The organism is Burkholderia sp. Bp9143 (assembly GCF_003853645.1).
Classification (GTDB): Bacteria; Pseudomonadota; Gammaproteobacteria; order Burkholderiales; family Burkholderiaceae; genus Burkholderia.
In genome coordinates this window covers 31,568-51,984 of the sequence record NZ_QTPO01000053.1, presented here as the reverse complement: position 1 = coordinate 51,984, position 20,417 = coordinate 31,568, and the positions used below count along the sequence as shown (strand labels likewise).

Below are 20,417 nucleotides of genomic sequence, written 5' to 3'. Positions count from 1 at the left end.
GCACGTCGCGGTCAATCATCGTCATCGTCGTGATGCTTGCGCCAATGCTTGTAATAGTGCTTGCGCCATTTCCGGTAGCCGTCGTCGTCCTCGTCACCGTAGTAGCCGTATCCGTAACCCGGATACGCGACCACCGCCGGCTGCGGTGCCACATAGACCGGTGCCGGCTCGACATAGACCGGCGCGACCGGCACGCCGATACCCACCGACAGGTCGACGTGCCCCGCCATTGCACTGCCGGAAGCGAGCAACGCCACGCTCCCGATCCACACCGCCAATCCCCTCTTGTTCATGTTCCCCTTCCCGGATCCGCCGGCCTGCCCGGCATGGGCGTCGAATGTAATCCCGCCGCGCGCCGCCAGGTGCTACGCCGTTGCGAGAGTCGTAACGCGACGTAACGAAACGGCACTAGCCATTTGACCGAATCGCGAAAATGCACGGGAACGTCTATAGTGGGTTACGGTTCGACACAATCGCGACTGGGCGCTGGTGGAACGAACAGGGTAAAATCCCGCCAAACACTTGGTGGGCGACCACGCCACACACGCACGCACAACATATTCTCTGACGCAGGCTCCTGCCGCACCTCAATGGCCAATCCCGCAGAATCCCATCCGCAAAACGACTTCATCAATTCGGCGCGCAAGGAACGTAAGCGTGTTGAAATCTATCTCGTCAACGGCATTCGTCTGACGGGGTGTATCGAGTCGTTCGACCAGTACCTGGTGATGCTGCGCACCCCCGTGGGTCTGCAAGGCATTTACAAGCGTGCGATTTCCACGATCCAGCTCGACACGGGCGGCTCGCGCCCGGGCGGCGGCGGTCCCCGCGGCCCGCGTACCGGCGGTCGGCCGGGCGGCCGCGAAGGCGGCGGCCACAGCCCGTACGGCTCGCACGGCGGCCCCCGCGAGTCGCGCGGCGACGGCGGCTACGGCTCGCGTGAACCGCGTGAAGGTTATGGTTCCCGTGAACCGCGTGAAGGCTATGGCTCCCGCGAACCGCGCGAGGGTTATGGCGCGCCGCGCGAGCCCCGCGAAGGCTACGGCGCCCCGCGCGAAAGCTATGGCGCACCGCGCGATGCCGGCGACGCATCGGGCAACACGTCGCCGTCGGACGCACGCGGCGGCAACGGGCCGGTGATCGTCACGCGCCGCCGGCGAATCGTGCCGGACGGCCAGTAAAACAAAAGGGCAAGCCAAGCGGCTTGCCCTTTTTCCTGGTGGGTCGGCGCGGCATGTCGCCGCACCGGCCGTGCCGTGATCGCTCAGTGCGCCGTCGTCGGCAAGCCTGCGTCGGCCTCGCGCTGCAGCGAACGCACCTGCTGCTGCAATGCGCGCAGTTGCGACTGAAGCGCCGCCTGTTGCGCCTGCAACGCCGCCGTTTCGTTGCGAACGCTCTTCTGGCGATCCGTCACCGCTGCCTGCTGCTCGCGTGCGATCGAGATATCGGCCTGCAGACGCCGCGCCCGCTCCTGTGTGACTTCGATCTGCCGGTCCGTCTGTGCCTTCTGCGATTCCAGCTTCGCCGCACGCAGCTCGTTGACGGCCAGCCGTTCCGCCTGACGCGAGAAATCGCGATAGATCGCTTCCGCCCGCGTTTCGTCGTAAGTCTTGATCACGCGCCAGAACGCCTTCTGCTGGAACAGCGCGACGAAATAGGAACCATCCTTCACGCTGAACAGCTGGCTCGCGCCGTAGCTGCCGTTATAGCTGGTGCGCATTTCCGTCAGCGAATGCGCCTGGATCTGGCGCTGCAGCTCATCGACCGTGCTCTGCCCAGTCGTCTCGCCCGCCTGCGGCTGCACCGACGTCTGAACCTGCTGATCGATCACCGGAATCGCCGCCACCGGTGCCGACGCCTGCTGTACCGCCGGCGATGCATTGCCCGCCAACCCCTGCGCGAACGCGCCCTGCATGCCTCCCATCATGGCGAGCAACACACACGCCCGCCCCAACCCCGTCATATGGCTCATGAATTTTGATTCCCGCCCGTGTCGTTGTAATTCTGCGCGATTTTATCTCATTAATTACTCGCTTTCGCGGGTCTCGGGCTCTTCGTCGAATATCTGATATTTGCGCATCTTTTCCCACAGTACCTTCCGGCTGATGCCGAGCTGCTGCGCCGTATCCTGGCGCCGCCAGCCGTTTGCGTCGAGGGCCGCGATCACGCGGCTGCGCTCGTTCATGTCCCACTTGCTGCGGTCGACGAAGACCTCCGCCGCGCTCTCCACCGGCACCGGCTGCGCCGAATTGCGCGCATGCGCGACCAGCCGCTGCAGTCGCGCGGCATCCCAGCCGCCCGTTTGGCGGACCGTCACGCCGACGCGCTCCGCAAGGTTGCGCAGTTCGCGCACGTTGCCGGGGAAATAGCTGTCCGCGACCGCGTCCGCGAGCCAGTAAGGCAGGTCGGACAGCTGCGCGAGCCGCTCGTCGCCCACCACCTCCGCGACGAACGACTTGAACAGCGCGATCTTGTCGACCGCGCCCCGCTCTTCCAGCGACGGAATGCTCAACTCGATCACCGCGAGCCGATAGTAAAGATCGGCGCGGAACAGGCCTTCCTTCACGAGCTGCGGCAGCTTCTTGTTGCTGGCCGCGACGAGACGGAAATCGACCTTGATCGGCGTCGTCGCGCCGACCCGCAGCACGGCGCCGTCCTCGAGCACGCGCAACAGCTTGACCTGCTGATACAACGGCAGATCGCCGACTTCGTCGAGGAACAGCGTGCCGCCCGCCGCCTGCTCGAAATAGCCTTTATGCGCAACAACCGCACCGGTGAACGAGCCTTTCGCATGCCCGAAGAACAGCGATTCGAACAGGCCGTCCGGAATCGCACCGCAGTTGACCGGCACGAATTCGCCGTCCCGGTAGCGCGAATGCTTTTCGTGGAGCAATTGCGCGATGCGCTCCTTGCCGACGCCGGTTTCGCCGTGCAGCAGCACATTGGTGTCGCAGTCGGCGAACGTGTCGACCTCGTGCAGCAGTGCCTGCATCGACTCCGAGTGCGCGACGAGTTCGGACGGCTGCAGCGTTTCGGCAGCGTGCGCGCGCAGCTGCGTGACGAGCTTGCCGACCATCCCGCGCAGTTCGGCACAGGTGAAGTCGAGCGGCAGGATGTGCGAATAGTCGGGCGGATACTGCGACGCGTCATGTTCGCGCGCCGCGCCGACCCAGACGACCGGCATGCCGATGTTGGCCTGCCAGTCGCGCAGGAACGCCGCACCGGTTTCGATCATCGTCACGCTGATGATCGCGAGCGACGGCCGCAATGCGGCGCGCTCCGGCGAGATTTCCGCATTGTCGGCGCGGATCACTTCGACGTCGAAGCTCGCCATGCAGCGGGCAACGCGGTCGACAATGTCCGCCTTGCCTTCCCAGACGTACAGGTCGAGTTCTGCGATTGCGGAGGTGGTTCTCATCGGGTGGTCTTGCTTCTTTAATTACTGACAGTTTGAGCAGCGCCGCAGGTCAGCGACATCTGATGCACAGTGGCGGCACCGAGCTGGACGCCAAGCAGATCCAGCAGCGGGTCGATGATACCGTCCAGCGCGGTCAACAGCGGGCTCAGAACGGTGGTCAAGACCGACAGCAGCGACGAAAGGAAATCCGGAGTGATCGTGACCGAGATCAGCCCGAACAGCACCTTCACGGTCGGCGTGATCGTGGCCGACGTCAGGCCAGCCAATGCGTTATTCACGGCGGAACCCAGTGCATTCGTGTTGGTCGTCCAGTAGTACGATGGATCGCTTCCGCCCCGCCCGTAGAATGTATTGGTCGCGGTGTTTCCGGCCAGATTCACCGATACGTTCGAGACGGTTGCAGAAACCTCGACCGCACCGCCCAGGACCAGCACGTCAACCACCTGGGCCGGCGTCGAGCAGCTGTAGGTCGCCGGCAAGTTGAGCAGATTACCGCTGAGCGGCGGCTGGCCGATACAGAGATTCGCGACGCTCGGTTGCGCACTGATCGTTGCAGAATTCGGTGAGGTCAGGCAATTGGTCGACAGCAGCGTCGCACTGCCGGCACCGAGCTGCACGTAAAGCGGCAGGTACACGTTCGCGGACAACACGACCGGCAGCGGGTTCACACCGAGGTTGACGAGGAGATAAAGGCCGATCTGCGCATTCGTCGCGACCGTGCGCCACGCGCCGGTCGCGTCCTTCCCGCCTTCGCCAACCGCGATGGTTGGTGGACTGATGACCTGCGCCTGCAGTTGCACGATCGATACGGAATTGCCGTTCGGCAATGTCAGCGGCACATTGGCGCCGATCACGACGCCCGGCTTGCCGCTCTGCGAGATCTGCGCCATCGCCATCACGAGATCGAGCACGTTCACGGTTGCGTCGGCCGCCGCCTGCGCATTAGCGAGACCGAGCTTCAGCAACGACGTGGCACTCTGCCCGGTCAGGCTCGCGACGTTGATAGTGGAATTGCTGAGCAGGCTCAGGCCGAGGATATTGTTCAACGCGCCTGTGGCACTCGACTGCACGGTGGCGCCGAGCGTAGAGGTCTTCCCGACGGCCGTCACCATCGCCTTGAGCAGCGTACCGACCGATGCCTGCGCATTGACCAGCCCGCCCATCGTTCCGTTACCGACCGACAGCGACTGCAGTGCGACAGCGATATCGCCCAGCTTGACGTTCGCGCACGCGAGCCCTTGGTAAGACGCGAGATTGAGCGTCAGCGGCGTACCACCCTGGCCTTGAAGTAGCGCGCCCAGCAGCGCATTCACCAGGCCGGGGTTGCCGGTCGGCACGCCCGAGCAGCCGACGCCGCCGACGGCAGCCAGCGTCGCACCGATCGAAAACGTGTTGATGTTGGTCGCCTTCGCGGTTGAAGTGGCGGTGACCGTGCGCGTCGGGCCGAAGAAGAAATACGGCATCACCTTGGAAATCGTCACCCGGACCGCATTGAGTTGGGTGAGCTTGGGGATCGACGTCTTCGACGTATAGAAAGTGCTCGACGTCCCGGTGGCCATCGGTGCCCAGTAGCCACAATCGGCCGACAGCGTCGTGGTGCCGCCGACGGAAAAGCCGTTCTTCGATGCGTTGTTCGTCGCCACGCTCGTCACGTTCGCGCATGTGTCGTCCAGTCGCTGGACCGCGGCGAGTGCCGCGAGATCGGCAACGCGCTGCATGTCACGACGTGCCAGGAACACGTTGCCGATGTCGACCGAACCGAGAATCACCATCGCCAGTAGTATCCATACGGACGCCATGACGACGACGGCGCCGCGCTGGCGTCGTGGTGCGGCATGACCCTGGCCGGTCACGCGATGGGATGAATGGCGAGCCGCGATCATTGTCGCCTCGCTCAATACGATTGCATGGACTGCTGTCCGCCGGACCCGCCGTTGCCGTTCGTATTGACCGGTGACCCCATCGACTCCGGAATCTTGTGCTTGAACGAATCGAGATAGCGTTGGTAGCTCAGCGACGCGGAATCGCCAAGCATCGGCAACGCCGGTCCGGCTGCGCGGTTGTCTCGCTGCAGCGCGAGCAGCGCGTCAGTCGAATGGCCGATTTCCGACGCAGGCGGCATAGATTCCTCGCAATGTACTGCTGTTGCAGCCCCCATCAACGCAACCACTGCGATACCGCGGTGCAGCCATGCCAGGCGGCGATTGAAGCGTTTGTCGTTAGTCATGTTCCTTCCCCCGAATGCTTTGTCATTGTGCGAACCGCTGCAGCAGCGGCGCAGTGGGATCGAAGCCCTGAATGTTTGCGACTGGCGACGGCCGCCGTGCGACATCGGCGCCGGACACGTTGACCACGCTGCCCGAGCCGACAGGCGTCGCCGCGGCCGATGACGGCGCCGCGCGGCGCCATGCACGCGCTGCCGTCGCGATTTTCACCGCGTCGCCGCGGATGTCGCTGCGAATCTCGGCCGACAGCTTCTGCTGCACCATAAGCCGCTGCGCATCGTGCGTACGGCCGGATGCGAGCAGGTAGAGCACCAGGTTGCTGATGATCTTCGGATTGCTCTGGCCGAGTTCGGCCGCCTTCATCAGCGGGATGCGCGCACCGTCGATATCGCCGCTGCGCAGTTTTGCATAGGCGAGATCCGACAGCGTCGCGGCATCGGTCGGTGCCAGCACCGAAGCCTGCGACAGCGCCTGCGCGGCGCGCGGGAAATCTCCCGCCGCACCGGCGATCAGCCCCAACCCGCGATATCCGCGTGCTGCCAGCGGCGTATTGAGCAGTTGCGTATAGACGGACGTGCTCGCGGCTGGCTGGTCGGTCATGCGCAACGCATCGGCACGCAGCAGGATGGTCTGTGGTGACGCACCGTACTGCTTCTCGTACGCGTCGATATGCGCCAGCGATGCGTAATAGAGTCCTTGTGACTGCATCCGCTCGATCAGGCCCAGATACATGCCGGGCGTGTCGGGTGCCGCCTGTTTCTGGGCCGCGGCGTCCATCAATGCCGCACGCTCTGCCTGCGGACCGACGCCGTACCCGCTTTCCTTGAACGCCGAACACGCGCAAAGCAGGCTCGCCATCGCCACCACACCGGCCACTTTCGCGACTTCATCGATGCGTTTCATCTTCCGTCCTTCCCCTTCCCTGCGTCAGTGCTGCGCCTGGCTCAGCGCACGCAACACCGAAATCATCCCCGGTCCGGCCGTCACGATCAGCAGCGCGGGCAGAAGCGTCACGATCATCACACCCGTCATCTTCACCGTCAGCCGGCCGATGCGCTCGCGCAGCATTGCACGACGTGCCTCGCGCAAGCGTTCGCCAAATTGCTTGAGCGGCTCCTGGACTGCGCCGCCGTGCTTGTCGACCTGGATCAGCAATCGCACGATGGCGCGGAGATCCTCGTTTTCAAAGCCCGACGACAACCGCAGCAACGACTGCTCGCGCGTGCGGCCCGCCGCGAACTGCCGCTGGGCAATCTCCATTTCAGACGAGAGCACGGGCATCATGCCCTTGAAGTCGTTCGTGACGACTTGGATACTCTGATCGAGCGACAGACCGACCCCTTGAAGCAAACGCAACATGTCGACCAGCAATGGCAGTTCGTCGATCACCGATTGTCGACGCTTCGCGGCACGGCGCTGCAGGTAGAGCTTCGGCACCATGAATCCGACGATGAACGAAATGCCCACGCCGAGCCACCACTGTGTGCCACTCACATGCGGCCCGACCACGCCAATGTAGGCCAACGGAATGAGAATCGAGCAGGCGATCCGCGCACTCAGGAACAAACCGCGCGTACGCGTATCGACAAAACCGCATTGCTCGAGCAGCAGCCGATCCTCTTCGGCAACGATAAGACGACCGATACCGGTATCCAGCCAGCGCATCCCGAGCGCCGACAGGCGCGCCCGCACCTGCGCGAAACGCGACGGCTGACCGGTTGCCTGCCGCAAATCCGAATCTTTCAGCAACGGCTCGTCCGTATCCTCCGCTGCCCGCCCACTTGCGGCCGCCAGCGTGGCGAGTCGCCGCTCGAGCGCATCTGTCAGTGTCCGGCCGCTGCGCGATTGCGCTTTCGCACTGCGGATTGCGAGCAGCGCCAGCATCAGGATGCCCAGCGCGCCAAGCACCAGTGCGAGCGAACCAAGTTGATTGGCTGTCATGCCGTCACCTGAGTTTGGCCATGTGGTAAAGCCAGATCCCGCCCGCGATCTGCAGCATGAAGGCGAGGACCAATAACTGGCGACCGGTATAGTCGTTCCACATCGACTGGAGATAGAGCGGATTGGTCGCAATAACGAAGCTGCCGATCGCGATCGGCAGCATCACGAGCACCCATGCAGACAACCGCGTTTCCGACGACATCGCCTCCAGTTCGCGCTCGGCCTGTTTGAGGTCGCGCATGAACGTCGACATCCGGTCGAGCATGATGTCCGCGCGACCGCCGTACCGTACCGATAGCCGCAACACCGACCCGACCAGTTCGAACTCCTTGGTGTGATACACGCTCGCGACATGCATCATCGCGCGATCGATCTCGACACCCGTACGCAGCATCCGCGACACGTGGTCCAGGCAACCGCGCAACGGCGCCTCGGTCGTCTGCAGCGCGGCCTGGAACGCAGCCGGCACGCTATTACCCAGCGTCACGAGCCGCACGATCCCGTCCAGAAACGACGGCAGCTGACGAACGATCATCAGGTGCCGCCGCTGAATGCGCGAAACTAGCCAGAACACGAGCACCGCGGCACCGCAGACGAGCGCGGCGATGCCGCCGAGCCAGCCGCCCCGGTCGCCTGCCGCGAGCGCGGCCACGGTCAGCGCGAGTACCGCAAGCAGCGCCTTCCCGCGCGCATCCTCGATTCCCGCGCGGCTTGCCACGTTGACGAAATATTCGGTCGCGACCGCGCGCCAGCGCCCCCATTGCGAAGCCGGATCACCGGATAACACGCGTGCCGCGGCGGGCGCTGCCGCAGACGTCGCCCGGGCATCCCGCAGCGGCACGGCACCTGCTCGCGCCCCGGGTTCGATCCGGCTGTCGATGAAGCGCTGGACGTCGGCGCGATCGCGCTTCATCTCCCCGTGCCGCCACAGCATCAGCGCGGCGGCCACAAGCAGAAGCGCCATTGCCAGCACGCTATACATTGAAACCCCCACCTCCGCGGCCGAACCCGCCCCCGAAACCGCCACCGCCTCCGAAGCCGCCGCCACCATTCCCGCCGAACCCGCCCTGCAGCGTCTGACGGAAGCGTGCAAGCTTCGGCGAATGCGGATGAATGCCGAGCGATTCCCAGTTGTCGACCTCTTCGCCCTCGGACGTCACGCGCGCCTCGTAGCGATACAGTTCCTGCGTCGCGATGATGTTGTCCGACAGTCCGGTGACCTCGGTGATCGACAGGATCCGGCGTCGCCCGTTCGACAGACGGCCGATCTGCACGATGAAGTCGATTGCGTTCGCGATCTGCCGGCGCAGGCTCGATTCCGTGCCCTGGAACCCGGCAAAGCCAGCCAGCATCTCGAGACGATAGAGGCACTCGCGCGGCGAACTCGCATGCACCGTCCCCATCGACCCGTCGTGGCCCGTGTTCATCGCCTGCAGCATCTCGAGCACCTCGCCGCCGCGCACTTCGCCGACGATGATCCGGTCCGGACGCATCCGCAACGTATTGCGCAGCAAATCGCGAATCGACACGACGCCGGTCCCGTCGAAACCGCCGGGCCGGCTTTCGAGGCGTACGACATGCGGGTGATTCAACGACAGTTCGGCCGTATCCTCGATCGTCACGACACGTTCCGGCTCGGGGATATGGAACGCGAGCGCATTGAGCAGCGAAGTCTTGCCTGAGCTCGTACCACCCGACACGAGGATGTTGCAGCGTGCCTCGACCGCCGCCTCGAGCAGCGCCCCGATCTCCGCATTGAACGTGCCATTGCCAAGCAGATCGGCCGGCTTGAGCGGATCCTTGCGGAATTTCCGGATCGACACGACCGGCCCGTCGATCGACAGCGGCTCGATCACCACGTTGACACGCCCACCGTCCGGCAGCCGCGCATCGACCATCGGATTCGATTCGTCGAGGCGGCGGCCAATCGGCGCAAGGATGCGTCGCACGATACGCAGCAGGTGCGCGTTGTCGGTAAAGCGAATCGGCAGTTTGACCAGAATCCCGTGGCGCGACACGTAGATGTCGTTGTAGCCGTTGATCAGGATGTCCTCGACATGCGGATCGGCAAGCAGATCCTCGATCGGCCCGAACCCGGCGAGCTCCTTGGTCAACGCCTCGGCAATCGTCCTGACCTCGTTCTCGTTGAGCGGAATGCGCCGCAAACGCACGAAGCTGTCGATTTCCAGATCGACAAACTGGTTGATCGCCTGGCGCGACCAACGACCGAATTCGGCTCCCAGTTCCTCGATGCGCGTCAGCAAGTGTTCGTGCGCGGCATTCTTGATGTCATGGAACTGCTGCGACTGAGAGAACGGCGCGGCGCCGTCGGCAAATTGAATGTCGTGTGCCATCGCTTACGAACGCTTGGAGGAAGGTTGAATGAAACGCTTGAGCACGGACAGGCCCGAAGCGGTACTCTTTCCGGCCGCCACCGCGCCTGTCAGTCGCTCCGCGAGCGGCTCGAGCGCGCGCACATAGGGATCGCGCTCGGCCATGTCGACGATGAGTCGCCCCTGGTTCGCGGCCTGTCCGATCGACACGCGCCGCGCAGGCAGCGTCGTCAGCAACGCGATGTCGAGCCGGTCCGCGATCTGGGCCGGCGTCAGGCTCAGCGCCGCATCGTACTGATTGACGACGAGACGCATCTTGCCGAGGTCAACTCCCGCATCCCGCAGCCCTTCGAGCAGATCGACCGCGGAGACGATCGACGCGACGCCCTGGTCGCAGACGAGCCACGCCTCATCGGCAACCGCCGCGATCTGCGCGACGAACTCGAGGTTAGTGAAACCGCCCAGATCGACGATCTGTTGATCGAAGAATGCGCGCAATCGGTTCAGCAGGCCGACGCACGCCGAATACGACACGTCACGCAAATCGGCGAGATTCGGTGGCAGCGTCGTCAGCGCGACGCCACTCGCGTGTCGTGCGAGGGCCGTGTTGACGAACGTCCGGTCGATGCGGCGCAGGTTGCGGACGGCCTCGACAAAGTGGAATTCGCAACGCGTGTTGAGGAAGAGCGCGCTATCGCCCGCCGGCAGGCCGAGGTCGACGAGCGCGGTTTGACGGGTATGCGGCGTGGCGACACCGAACGCGGACGCGTTGCCTGCGACGTTACCGGCCGCCCTGCGCTTGTGCAGCCATACGGCCAGGTTCGATGCGAGCGTACTCACGCCCATCCCGGCGCGTGCGCCGAGCAGCGCGACCAGCTTGCCGTGGCGATTGGCAGGTTCCGTGCCGGCATGATCGAGCAGGCCGCGCGTGATACGCAACGCGTCTTCCGCGCTGCCGGACACATCGATGAAATCGCGCACGCCGGCCCGCAGCGCAGCGAGTGCGCTTTCCGGCTCAGCCAGCGTACCGAGCGCGACGACCGGCAGGCTCGGATGCGCGAGACGCACCGCCGCCGCGGCAGCACTTGCCTCGGCCTGAGCGCGGGAAAAATCGATGAAGACGATCGCGGGATTGAGGCCCGAGATGCGCTGGGCCAGCGCGCCAGGCTCCAGCGACACCGCCTCCACCGTACCGGCCGAGACGAGCGTGCCCCCCAGCCAACGGAGATGCTCGTCCTGGTGCGATGCGCATACAAAATAGTCAGTCACGGCGGGCTCAGCCAATGAATGGGTTCTCGCGTTCACGTTGAATACCCCCGAATCCATATCGCGCGACACCGCGCCGTGCGGTCATTTCGAAAATCCCGGTGCAGCATCGGGCGACGCGATGCCGCCAAGATACGAGCGCCAAACCGGCCCGTCACGCTGCTCGGACAACTCGCCCGGCGTCGCCGGCAGCGGCGCACCCTTCGCGATCGGCGCCACCAGATGCGGCGTCACGATGATCACCAGTTCCTTGTCGTTCTGCTGGTAATTCAACGACTTGAAGAAAGCACCGATGATCGGCAGATCCCCCAGGACCGGCACCTTGTTGATGTTCGACATCGTTTCGCGGTCGATCAGGCCGCCGATCACGAAGCTCTCGCCATCGCCCAGTTCGACCGTCGTGTCCGCGCGCCGTGTCGTGATGGCCGGCACCGACACACTGTTGATCGTTACTCCGTGCTGAAAGTCAAGCTGGCTCGATTCGGGTGCGACCTTCAGCGCAATCCGGTGCTGGCTCAGCACGGTCGGCGTCAGCGTCAGACCGACGCCATACTGCTTCCAGTCGATCGCCGTCGAGCCCAGTGCCTGCGGCACCGGTACCGGAATTTCGCCGCCCGCGAGGAAACTCGCGCTCTGCCCCGACAGCGCCACCAGCGTCGGTTGCGCAAGCACGCGGGCCAGGTTGTTCGCTTCAAGAATCGAAATATTGCCGAAGATACCGCGGCCGGCGGAATTCACGACCAGGTTGAACGCCGACGCGATCGGAATGCCGGCCGTCGCCTCGAAACCCGACGTCGCGCCGCCCGTCACCGACTGAAGACCACCCGGCGAAAATGCGCCGAACGCGAACCCGTTGCTCTGCTTGAAGAAGTTCAGCCCTGCTTCCTTCAGCACCGAGCGGCTGAATTCGACGACGCGCACGTCGACCTGCACGACACTTCGGTTACCGACCGTCGATGCGTCGATCACTGCGCCGTCCTTGCCACCCATCCGCTTGCCGACGGCCACAGCGCGTTCATGGGCATCGAGCGACGTCGCGGAGCCCGACACGACTGCAGCTCCGCCGTATGCCTTGACCTTCGGCCCCGAGCCATCGAGTACTGCCTGAGCGGCCGCATCGACGACATTGACGTTCCACACAGTCGGCTCGTCACGGCCCCGTTCCCACAACAGCACGTTCGTCGAACCAGGTGCCTTCGCAACCAGCAGCACCGATCCGGCATGGCTCCCCTTCATGACCAGCACGTCGACGACGGACGGATCGCCAACCGCTATCCGTTGCAACCTGGGGCCGGCAGCGACCTGGCGTTGCGAGCCGACCGCAAGGTCAATCGACCCGTTTGTGCCGGCAGCGTCCGTCAGGACGGCAAAGGTCATGGCCCAAATCGCAATCGCGTATGCAATCAGTTTGTTTGTCATTGTGTCGGAGGCCGTCACGCGGCCTTCTCTCTTCCGTAGCTGCTGTCGATGATCGTACGTTGATGTCAATAGGCGACCGTTTCGGCACGCCCGCCACGAATGACTTCGATGCTGCTGCCGCCCCCCCGGGCCATGACAACAGGCACGCGCGGGGCAACCGGCGCACGGGGTGTACCGCGCACACGTCCGCCCGACAGATCGTCCAGCCATACGCCGCTCGCGGCCTGCGCCGACGGCGTCGCGTCCCCGACCACCGTACGAACCGCGACCGTCTGTGTCGCGATATCAGTGTCGCGCGGATTACGCAGCGCGAGCGTCAGACGACCGCTTGCTTCGGCAAGCGTGAGCGCATCGACCTGTGCCGTCGGCACGGCGAGCACCGCGGTCCGGACCGCGCCGCTCGGCCCGCCGCCGCCGTCCCGATCCGAGGTCGCATCGCCAAACGAAAGCACGCGGACCTTCGACAGCAGCAGGCGTGCCTGCGTACCGGGAATCTCCGAGTTCGCCTGCGCGCCGCCGGAGCCGTCGCGCCGCAGGTTCAGGAACACGTCGACGAAGTTGCCGGGCCGCAACCGGTTGCCGACCGCGTTCGTCTCGTCGACCTTGACGGCGACCGCGCGCTCACCGGGCGCCACCTGGTCGGCCAGCCCGGAGGTCAACCCGCCTTCGAGCACGGGTGCTGCAGCAAGAATATCGTTCGCCGGCACGCGACCGACGAGGGGCGCCGGATCGTTGAACCCGCCCATCGGCATCATGTGAACCTGAGCGAGCTTCAATGCATCGGCGGGAATCGGCTGGCCGGCCGGCAGCAGGCGCGCCGCCACGACGATCGGCACCGACTGCGCCGCTGCAGTCGGCGCGGCCGCAACCGGCGGATGGGCAGGTGCGTGACCAAGCGTCCAGGCATAGATCCCGAGCAGAACAGCGATTGCGATCAGCAGCCCGGCGATGATCTTCGTCAAGTTGTTGGCCATGGTGAATGTCGGTGCCGTAGATTGATGTAGTTACGTTCGAGCGCGGACACCGCCGTCTGCATGTGACCCGCTATGCGCACTGCCCGGCTCATAGGATGGTCGCCGGATTAATCTGGACTGTGGCCGTACCCGTAAGCTGTGTCGGCGTGACGAGACCGAGCAACGGCAGCGACGGAACCAGTGGATGGGCCTGGTACGGATAGGTCACCGTGACCGTCACGCAATACATCGTCGGGTCGTAGCTGCATGTTCCCGATACCGGAGCCGAGATCTGGACATTGGTCAGCCACGAAGTGAGACCGACCGCCGTCGCCTTTGCCGCACTCGCCCGGTCCGTCAGTGCCTGCGTACCCGACCCGTTGGCCTCGTAGACGTAGTTCAGCGCCGAACGCGCCCCCTCAGTCGCGGCGAGCGTCAGGCTCTGCTGAACCGCAAAGATCAGCCCGAACGTCACGATCGCGTACAGAATCAGGAAAAACAGCGGAAATACCAGCGCGAACTCGACGGCAGTCGCCCCTCGCTCCCGCAAGCGCGCGCCCAGTCGATACTGTCGTTTCATCGCCCGCTCCAGGTAACGACCAAATAGGCCAACCAAATTGCCGCGGGAAAAACGAGACACGCTGCGTACGGTGTCGAGCGCCGCTCGCCGAGCGCCATTGCCGGCAGTCCACGCACCCATAACGCCCCGAGCGGCGTGTGCGTTAGCAGCATCAGTCCAAGAACATGCAATCCGGCGGCAAGGCTCGCAATAACCCACAGCCAAAGCAATATCGGCAAGCCACACCACGCGCCGAGAACCGCGAATACCTTGACGTCTGCCGCACCCATGACTCGCATCGCAAAAAGCGGAAAGAAGCTGACCAAACCGACCAGCATCCCGATCAGTGCCTGCTCGGCTGAAATACCAAACGGATTTGCGTTTATCAGTGAACTGACGAGTGCAGCAATGCCTCCGCAGATGACAAGCGAATTCCGAACGAGCCGAAATCGAATATCACCGGCAGCAACGAGAGCGGCCCAAGCAAAAAAAATGCTGGTGCTGACCAGATGTGCCATATCGCGATCGACTGCGCATGTCCATGTAACGACGAGCGAGCCGCAACCGCGGCTCGCTCGCCCCCAACCAACTGCAACGGTCAGGGCAACGAACTGGCAATCGTGGAGAACAGAGCCGAGATCTTCGTGCCGATGGTCGTCACGCTGGCAATGATCAAGGCTGCAATCAGACCCGCAATCAGCCCATACTCGATCGCGGTAACCCCGTCTTCTTCCTTGAGGAAGCGCTTGAAGAGTGCTTTCATTTTTTAATTCCTCGTGCCTGTATGTACGTTTTTTGGCCTTTTATACGTTGTGCAACCCCGCATATCTGGCCCTTGCCCCGCGCTGTTCGTTAACCTGAGTAACGACGACCGGGTGCGCTTTCTTTATATGTCACCCCGAGGGGCATGTATCACAATTTGATGCAAGTTAACATTCGCGATAGTGACCCTCCTCGAACGTCGTGTACCGAACTGTACATTTCCTTACACTTGCTCCGGATTCTATATCCGATCCTATTTAACCTCCAACCTCTTTTAAGACCGGATCGAAAAAACCTTCCGGGAGCACTGCGTATTTGTACGGTGTTTCGGTACGACTTACACATAGGATTTACGATAGGTTAGATGTGCACACCTAATCCACCAGTAAAACAACCAGACCGCCCGCCAGGCCTGTACGCCCCACGTTACGCCGCACGCGTAACGCCAATGTTGTGACGTTACGTTACGAAACGGCCGAAACCGTTCTTGTCTGACTGTTTTTAAACAATCTCAACAATCTTTCAATTACCACAAACTCCTTTTCCGACAAGGAATTGCCCCGTTTAAAACCAATCGTCGAACCGTCGACCATCGAAATGGCACGACAGTTGCAGAGTAATCCCCGCATCACTCAACACAACATCAGTTTCAATGCGAGGACGAAATGGACATTCAGGTTATCCCTCATGGCACGCTCCGGACGACTATGATCGCGGCCACCGTGGCAGCCATGCTTTCCCTCTCCGCGTGCGGCGGTTCCGGCTCCATCAGCAAGGGGCTCAGCGGCAGCCCCAGCTCCGGCAGTAGCGACTCGATCTCCACGTCGGGCGGCGGCACCTCGGGCGGCACGTCTGGCTCGACCAGCGGCAGCACGTCGGGTAGCACCAGCGGCTCGACCAGCGGCAGCACGAGCGGCACGACGAGCGGCAGCACCAGCGGCACGACGAGCGGAACGTCCAGCGGCACGAGCGGCACCTCCGGTGTGTCGTCGAACGCAGTGGGTAATCTCCTCGCAAGCGGCAGCAATCTCGTCACCGATCTCGGTGGCACCGTGTCGAACCTCGGCGGCGTCGTCGCGAGCCAGTCGTTGCCCGGCGTCAACCCGGCCACGACGCAGGCGGCAGGCGGCATCGTCCAGAACGTCGGCGGCGCGGTCACTGCACTCGGCGATGGCCTCGGCAACGGCCTCGGCCAGCTCGGCGCGACGAAAGACCCGGTCGGCGTCACGGTCGCCAGCACCGGCGGCGTGGTGAACCAGCTCGGCGGCGCAGTCACGCAAACCGGCAACCTGGTCACGAGCCTCGGCAGCGGCCCGCTGTCGCCGCTCGCCCCCGTCACCGGCGCCGTCGGCGGCCTCGTGACGCAGGTCGGCAACGCGGTATCGAACGGCGGCACCACGCTGTCCAACGTGCTGTCGACCGGCCCGATCCAGCAGGTCACGCAAGCGGTCAGCTCGGCGATCACGCCGATCACAACGATGGTCGGTCAGACAACGCAGACGATCGGGACGGCCACCGGCCTCGGCGCCCCGGTCAACACGCTGCTCGGCACGATCGGCAACGGCCTGAACCAGGGTGGCGCGATCATCGCGTCGACCGGCGGCAACCCGGTCACGACCGGCCTCGGCAACACCGTTTCGTCGGCCGGCAATACCGTGAAGACCGTCGGCGGCCTGCTCACGGGCAGCACCGGCGGCGCGGCCAACCCGCTCGCACCGCTCACGGGCCTCCTCGGGACCGTTGGTGGCCTCGGCGGCGCAGCAGGCGGCACCAGCGGCGGCCCGCTCGCTCCGGTCACCGGCCTCGTTTCCACCGTCACCGGCACACTCGGTGGCGCAGCAGGCGGCACGAGCGGCAGCCCGCTGGCTCCGGTCACCGGCCTCGTCTCGACCGTCACCGGCACACTCGGCGGCGCTACGGGCGGCACGAGCGGCAGCCCGCTGGCTCCGGTCACCGGCCTGGTCTCGACCGTCACCGGCGCACTCGGCGGCGCTACCGGCGGCAGCGGCGGCCCGCTCGCCCCGGTCACGGGCCTTGTCTCCGCCGTCACCGGCGCGCTCGGCAGTGCAACGGGCGGTGGCAACCCCATTGCCGCTCCGGTTCCCGCGGTCACCAGCACGGCCGGCGCACCGACACTGAGCGGCGGCACAGGTGCCGTCACGAGCTCCGGTTCAGGCTCGAATCTGCTCGCGCCTGTCACGTCGCTGATCGGCGGCCTGCTCGGCGGCACGCACGGCAAGTAATCCGACATCCATTCATCGACAAGACAGCGAGGAGTCCATCATGTCCCAGCAACGTTCGATCACGACGGCCGCCCTGCACCAGTGGCGCGTGCCCCTCACCGCCTTCGCCACGGCATGCCTGCTGGCCGCGTGCGGCGGCAACAGCGTCAGCACGCCGCCGACCAGCAGCAACGCCGGCAGCTCCAGCGGCACGAGCGGTACCAGCGGCACGAGCGGCACCAGCGGCACGACGACCGGCACCAAGGGCGCTGTCAGCACGACCGGCCAGACCGCGACCGACCTCGGCAGCACGATCGGAAACGTCAGCGTGCCAGGCCTCGGCGACGGCGTGACGAAGGGCGTCGGCAGCACCGTCTCGAGCACCGGCACGATCATCAATGCGGCCGCCGATGCGTTGAGCAACGGGCTGGGACAGACCGGCTCGATCCAGGATCCCGTCGGCACGACGGTCGCCGGCCTCGGGAATGTCGTCGGCGCGACAAGCAACACCGTGTCCGGGCTGAGTTCGACGGTCAAGGCGCTCGGCACGGGTCAGCTCGCACCGCTCGCCCCTGTCACGACGCCGGTCGGCACCGTGCTCGACACGGTTGCCAACGGCCTGTCGGCCGCCGGTACGACGATCGGCTCGACGCTGTCGTCGGGTGCCGTGCAGCAGGTTACGCAACCGCTCAGCTCGGCGATCACGCCGCTGGTGATCACCGCAGGCCAGGTCACGCAACAGGTCGGCACGACCACCGGCCTCGGGCAACCCGTGTCGGGCCTGCTCGGCCAGGTCGGCGGCGCAATCAGCTCGGCGGGCACGAAGGTCGCAAGCACGTCTAACCAGCCGCTCGTCGGCGACGTCGGGCAGCTCGTCACCGCGGTCGGCAACACCGTGACCAACGCGGGCGGCCTCGTGAACCCGAACGGCCCGAACGGCGCGGCACCGATCCCCGGCCTGATCACGAGCCTCGTCGGCAGCTCGACGGCAACACCCCAGAGCGGTACGTCGTCAGGCTCCAGCTCGACGAACCCGCTCGGCGGCCTGCTATCCGGGCTCGGCTCGACGCCGCTCGGTTCGCTCGCGGGTTCAGTCGGCGGCGCGACGGGCGGCTCGGGCAGCAATCCACTCGCACCGGTTACGGGCCTCGTGTCGACGGTCACGGGCACGCTGGGCGGCGCAACAGGTGGTGCAGGCGGGGCAAACCCTCTCGCGCCCGTCACCGGTTTGCTGAATACTGTCACCGGAGCAGTCGGCGGTGCCACGGGAACCGGGGGGTCGTCGAGCCCGCTCGCACCGGTCACGTCGCTGGTCGGCAGCGTGACCGGTGCGGCATCGTCGGGCAGCTCGACGGGTCTGCTGGCACCGGTCACGGGACTGCTCGGCACGCTGGGTAGCGTCGGCAAATAAGGAGGACGGTCGCGCCTTTGCAGCCGGAGCACGAGGCACGGCCGTACAAACACAACCGGCAACGCGGCACGCGGCGCGCGACATCCTGGTGTCGCGCGCCCGCATTAGAAAGAAGACGAAAAGCAAGGCCTACGAGGAATAACAATGAAATCCAGACTCGACAGTTGGATGATGCTGCTCGCCATCGCGGCAGCAGGCACGGCACATGCACAGACACGCGCGGCAGGTAACCCGCTCGACTCCCTCCCCCAGATCAACGCGCCGCAGAAAGGCCCGAGCGTCACTGTGCAGGTCGCGCCCCAGGCACCGCAACTGCAGGAGCTGCTGTCACGGCACCTGACGCCGACGACGTTCCAGGTCGAAGGCGTGAAGTCGGTGCCGTTCGACGAAATCTCGCGTCGCTTCACGCCCCTCGTCGGCAAGGACATCACAATCGGAGAGCTGATCGAAACCGCCAACGGCGTGACCAAGCTGTACCAGGATCGCGGCTATGCGCTGTCGTTCGCGTTCATTCCCGCGCAGACGTTCGAGAACGGCGTCGTGCGCGTCACGGTCGTCGAAGGCTACGTGTCGGACGTCAAGGTCACCGGCAAGCCCGGCGCGATGGAACCGAAGATCCGCGCGATCGCCGCGCACATCACGGCCGATCGCCCGCTGCGCCGCGCGACATTCGAACGCTATGTGAACACGTTCGGTCTCCTGCCCGGCGTGACTGTGAAGGCCAATGTTCCGCCACCGCAGACGACCGACGGCGCAACGACGCTCGAACTGGCCGTCGACCGCAAGGCATTCAACATCAGCACCGGCATCGATTTCAATCACCCGGGCGTCCAGGGTCTCATCACCGCGACGGAGAACGGCCTCACGTCGTTCGGCGAGCAACTGAGCATTTCCGCGCTGGTGCCGCCCGGACGCGACAAGCAGACCTACGTCGCATTCAGCGGCGCGGTGCCGGTCGGCAGCAGCGGACTGGTCACGCGCCTGGACGCCAGCACGTATCGCGGCAAGCCGACCGACAATCCGGGCCTGCCGTCGACCGTCGAGCGCACGGTCAAGAACGAGAAGCTCGGTCTTTCGGCATCCTATCCGTTGCTGCTGAATAACCAGCGCAGCCTGCTCGGCACCGTGTCGGGCTATGCGTCGCACAACGAAGACCGCTACCAGAACAAGATCACCGGCAACAGCATCGACACCCGCTCGCAGGTCCGCGTGCTGCAGATGCAGCTCGACTACACGAGCGTGTCGGCCAGGCAGGTACAGAAACTGAGCGTGAACGTCGCGAAGGGCTTCAACATCCTCGGCGCATCGAAATCGCAGGACATCACGATCGGCTCGAACACGACGTCGGTGGACAGCCCGATCTCGCTGACCTTCGTGCGCACCGGCGCGACCTTCACGCAGACCAACGAATGGCCGTTCAAGATCGGCACGTCGGTCTCGCTGACCGGCCAGTACAGCCCCGACTCGCTTCCGACGTCGGAACAGATCTCGTTCGGTTCGACGCGCTACGCGCTCGGCTATCAGCCGGGCGAAACGTCGGGCGACTCGGGCTGGGGGATGTCGCTGGAAGTCAACCGCGGGTTCACACCGGGCTGGACGTACATGAAATCGATCACGCCGTACGTCGCGTACGACATGGCGCGTGTATATCTGCACACGGGCACGCCGTCACCGAGCCGCCTGTCGTCGGTCGGTATCGGCGTGCGGTTTACGGACAGTCGCTACTACAGCCTCGACCTGAATATCGCGAAGCCGGTTGGCGATGCGCCCGTCGAAAGCGCATCGCGCAGCCCGCGCGTGAATGCGGCGTTCTCGTATCAGCTCAACTGATCGGTCACCAAACAGCCCGCGTCTCGCGGGCTGTTTCGATTAGAGTCCCCTCTATCAAACGCAGCGCGCGGTTTCACG

Annotated in this window: 19 protein-coding genes; 4 read left to right on the top strand and 15 right to left on the bottom strand. The window is 64.7% G+C overall.

Going from position 1 to position 20,417, the window contains the following annotated elements; translation table 11 throughout:
• Positions 1-11: 11 nt before the first annotated feature.
• On the bottom strand, positions 12-293 hold the full coding sequence (locus DIE23_RS31465) for a PXPV repeat protein (protein ID WP_124615750.1): 282 nt from the start codon (positions 291-293) through the stop codon (positions 12-14).
• A gap of 297 nt (positions 294-590) precedes the next feature.
• On the opposite strand from DIE23_RS31465, the gene hfq reads away from it, so the two are divergent.
• Entirely contained in the window at positions 591-1,181 is a 591-nt protein-coding gene (gene hfq / locus DIE23_RS31460; RefSeq protein ID WP_124615748.1) for an RNA chaperone Hfq, read from the top strand.
• A gap of 83 nt (positions 1,182-1,264) precedes the next feature.
• On the opposite strand, the gene DIE23_RS31455 is transcribed toward hfq, so the two are convergent.
• The 14 genes from DIE23_RS31455 to DIE23_RS31390 form a co-directional block, all read right to left on the bottom strand.
• On the bottom strand, positions 1,265-1,972 hold the full coding sequence (locus DIE23_RS31455) for a DUF2968 domain-containing protein (RefSeq protein ID WP_124615746.1): 708 nt from the start codon (positions 1,970-1,972) through the stop codon (positions 1,265-1,267).
• A gap of 54 nt (positions 1,973-2,026) precedes the next feature.
• Entirely contained in the window at positions 2,027-3,418 is a 1,392-nt protein-coding gene (locus DIE23_RS31450; protein ID WP_124615744.1) for a sigma 54-interacting transcriptional regulator, read from the bottom strand.
• Between the two features lie 17 nt (positions 3,419-3,435).
• Positions 3,436-5,301 (bottom strand): TadG family pilus assembly protein, encoded by a 1,866-nt coding sequence (locus DIE23_RS31445; RefSeq protein ID WP_124615742.1) that lies wholly within the window; start codon positions 5,299-5,301, stop codon positions 3,436-3,438.
• 11 nt (positions 5,302-5,312) lie between these two features.
• Positions 5,313-5,645: a DUF3613 domain-containing protein gene (locus tag DIE23_RS31440; RefSeq protein ID WP_124615740.1), complete on the bottom strand. Its 333-nt coding sequence runs from the start codon at positions 5,643-5,645 to the stop codon at positions 5,313-5,315.
• A 22-nt stretch (positions 5,646-5,667) separates the two neighbouring features.
• Positions 5,668-6,546: a pilus assembly protein gene (locus DIE23_RS31435; protein ID WP_124615738.1), complete on the bottom strand. Its 879-nt coding sequence runs from the start codon at positions 6,544-6,546 to the stop codon at positions 5,668-5,670.
• A gap of 24 nt (positions 6,547-6,570) precedes the next feature.
• Positions 6,571-7,584, bottom strand: a complete 1,014-nt coding sequence (locus tag DIE23_RS31430) for a type II secretion system F family protein (RefSeq protein ID WP_124615736.1) — start codon at positions 7,582-7,584, stop codon at positions 6,571-6,573.
• A gap of 4 nt (positions 7,585-7,588) precedes the next feature.
• Positions 7,589-8,566 (bottom strand): type II secretion system F family protein, encoded by a 978-nt coding sequence (locus DIE23_RS31425; protein ID WP_124615768.1) that lies wholly within the window; start codon positions 8,564-8,566, stop codon positions 7,589-7,591.
• Positions 8,559-9,938, bottom strand: coding sequence for a CpaF family protein (locus DIE23_RS31420; RefSeq protein WP_124615734.1), 1,380 nt, complete (start codon positions 9,936-9,938; stop codon positions 8,559-8,561). Before DIE23_RS31420 ends, DIE23_RS31425 begins: the two co-directional genes overlap by 8 nt.
• A 3-nt stretch (positions 9,939-9,941) precedes the next feature.
• Complete coding sequence (locus DIE23_RS31415) at positions 9,942-11,222, bottom strand: fimbrial protein (protein WP_124615732.1); 1,281 nt, start codon at positions 11,220-11,222, stop codon at positions 9,942-9,944.
• A 45-nt stretch (positions 11,223-11,267) separates the two neighbouring features.
• Positions 11,268-12,602, bottom strand: a complete 1,335-nt coding sequence (locus DIE23_RS31410; protein WP_124615730.1) for a type II and III secretion system protein family protein — start codon at positions 12,600-12,602, stop codon at positions 11,268-11,270.
• A 65-nt stretch (positions 12,603-12,667) separates the two neighbouring features.
• A complete protein-coding gene (gene cpaB, locus DIE23_RS31405) occupies positions 12,668-13,576 on the bottom strand; it encodes a Flp pilus assembly protein CpaB (protein WP_124615728.1) in 909 nt (302 codons plus the stop codon).
• Between the two features lie 88 nt (positions 13,577-13,664).
• Positions 13,665-14,135, bottom strand: coding sequence for a TadE/TadG family type IV pilus assembly protein (locus tag DIE23_RS31400; RefSeq protein ID WP_124615726.1), 471 nt, complete (start codon positions 14,133-14,135; stop codon positions 13,665-13,667).
• Complete coding sequence (locus DIE23_RS31395) at positions 14,132-14,632, bottom strand: prepilin peptidase (RefSeq protein ID WP_124615724.1); 501 nt, start codon at positions 14,630-14,632, stop codon at positions 14,132-14,134. The genes DIE23_RS31400 and DIE23_RS31395 overlap by 4 nt, the downstream gene beginning before the upstream one ends.
• Before the next feature lie 80 nt (positions 14,633-14,712).
• Positions 14,713-14,877 carry a Flp family type IVb pilin gene (locus DIE23_RS31390; protein ID WP_124615722.1) on the bottom strand — a complete coding sequence of 55 codons (165 nt, stop codon included), beginning with the start codon at positions 14,875-14,877 and terminating at the stop codon, positions 14,713-14,715.
• Between the two features lie 664 nt (positions 14,878-15,541).
• Between DIE23_RS31390 and DIE23_RS31380 the strand changes: the two genes are divergently transcribed.
• The 3 genes from DIE23_RS31380 to DIE23_RS31370 all read left to right on the top strand — a co-directional run bounded on the left by DIE23_RS31380 (position 15,542) and on the right by DIE23_RS31370 (position 20,339).
• The gene (locus tag DIE23_RS31380; RefSeq protein WP_124615720.1) at positions 15,542-17,119 is read left to right on the top strand and encodes a collagen-like triple helix repeat-containing protein; all 1,578 of its coding nucleotides are present in this window, start codon (positions 15,542-15,544) and stop codon (positions 17,117-17,119) included.
• Positions 17,120-17,159: 40 nt separating this feature from the next.
• Complete coding sequence (locus tag DIE23_RS31375; protein ID WP_124615718.1) at positions 17,160-18,509, top strand: collagen-like triple helix repeat-containing protein; 1,350 nt, start codon at positions 17,160-17,162, stop codon at positions 18,507-18,509.
• A 144-nt stretch (positions 18,510-18,653) separates the two neighbouring features.
• Positions 18,654-20,339, top strand: coding sequence for a ShlB/FhaC/HecB family hemolysin secretion/activation protein (locus tag DIE23_RS31370; RefSeq protein WP_124615716.1), 1,686 nt, complete (start codon positions 18,654-18,656; stop codon positions 20,337-20,339).
• The last annotated feature ends 78 nt before the right edge of the window (positions 20,340-20,417 follow it).

Coding starts and splice junctions, on each gene's coding strand:
- DIE23_RS31465 (WP_124615750.1), bottom strand. CDS start 293: ATGAACAAGAGGGGATTGGCGGTGTGGATCGGGAGCGTGGCGTTGCTC.
- hfq (WP_124615748.1), top strand. CDS start 591: ATGGCCAATCCCGCAGAATCCCATCCGCAAAACGACTTCATCAATTCG.
- DIE23_RS31455 (WP_124615746.1), bottom strand. CDS start 1,972: ATGAGCCATATGACGGGGTTGGGGCGGGCGTGTGTGTTGCTCGCCATG.
- DIE23_RS31450 (WP_124615744.1), bottom strand. CDS start 3,418: ATGAGAACCACCTCCGCAATCGCAGAACTCGACCTGTACGTCTGGGAA.
- DIE23_RS31445 (WP_124615742.1), bottom strand. CDS start 5,301: ATGATCGCGGCTCGCCATTCATCCCATCGCGTGACCGGCCAGGGTCAT.
- DIE23_RS31440 (WP_124615740.1), bottom strand. CDS start 5,645: ATGACTAACGACAAACGCTTCAATCGCCGCCTGGCATGGCTGCACCGC.
- DIE23_RS31435 (WP_124615738.1), bottom strand. CDS start 6,546: ATGAAACGCATCGATGAAGTCGCGAAAGTGGCCGGTGTGGTGGCGATG.
- DIE23_RS31430 (WP_124615736.1), bottom strand. CDS start 7,584: ATGACAGCCAATCAACTTGGTTCGCTCGCACTGGTGCTTGGCGCGCTG.
- DIE23_RS31425 (WP_124615768.1), bottom strand. CDS start 8,566: ATGTATAGCGTGCTGGCAATGGCGCTTCTGCTTGTGGCCGCCGCGCTG.
- DIE23_RS31420 (WP_124615734.1), bottom strand. CDS start 9,938: ATGGCACACGACATTCAATTTGCCGACGGCGCCGCGCCGTTCTCTCAG.
- DIE23_RS31410 (WP_124615730.1), bottom strand. CDS start 12,602: ATGACAAACAAACTGATTGCATACGCGATTGCGATTTGGGCCATGACC.
- cpaB (WP_124615728.1), bottom strand. CDS start 13,576: ATGGCCAACAACTTGACGAAGATCATCGCCGGGCTGCTGATCGCAATC.
- DIE23_RS31400 (WP_124615726.1), bottom strand. CDS start 14,135: ATGAAACGACAGTATCGACTGGGCGCGCGCTTGCGGGAGCGAGGGGCG.
- DIE23_RS31395 (WP_124615724.1), bottom strand. CDS start 14,632: ATGGCACATCTGGTCAGCACCAGCATTTTTTTTGCTTGGGCCGCTCTC.
- DIE23_RS31390 (WP_124615722.1), bottom strand. CDS start 14,877: ATGAAAGCACTCTTCAAGCGCTTCCTCAAGGAAGAAGACGGGGTTACC.
- DIE23_RS31380 (WP_124615720.1), top strand. CDS start 15,542: ATGGACATTCAGGTTATCCCTCATGGCACGCTCCGGACGACTATGATC.
- DIE23_RS31375 (WP_124615718.1), top strand. CDS start 17,160: ATGTCCCAGCAACGTTCGATCACGACGGCCGCCCTGCACCAGTGGCGC.
- DIE23_RS31370 (WP_124615716.1), top strand. CDS start 18,654: ATGAAATCCAGACTCGACAGTTGGATGATGCTGCTCGCCATCGCGGCA.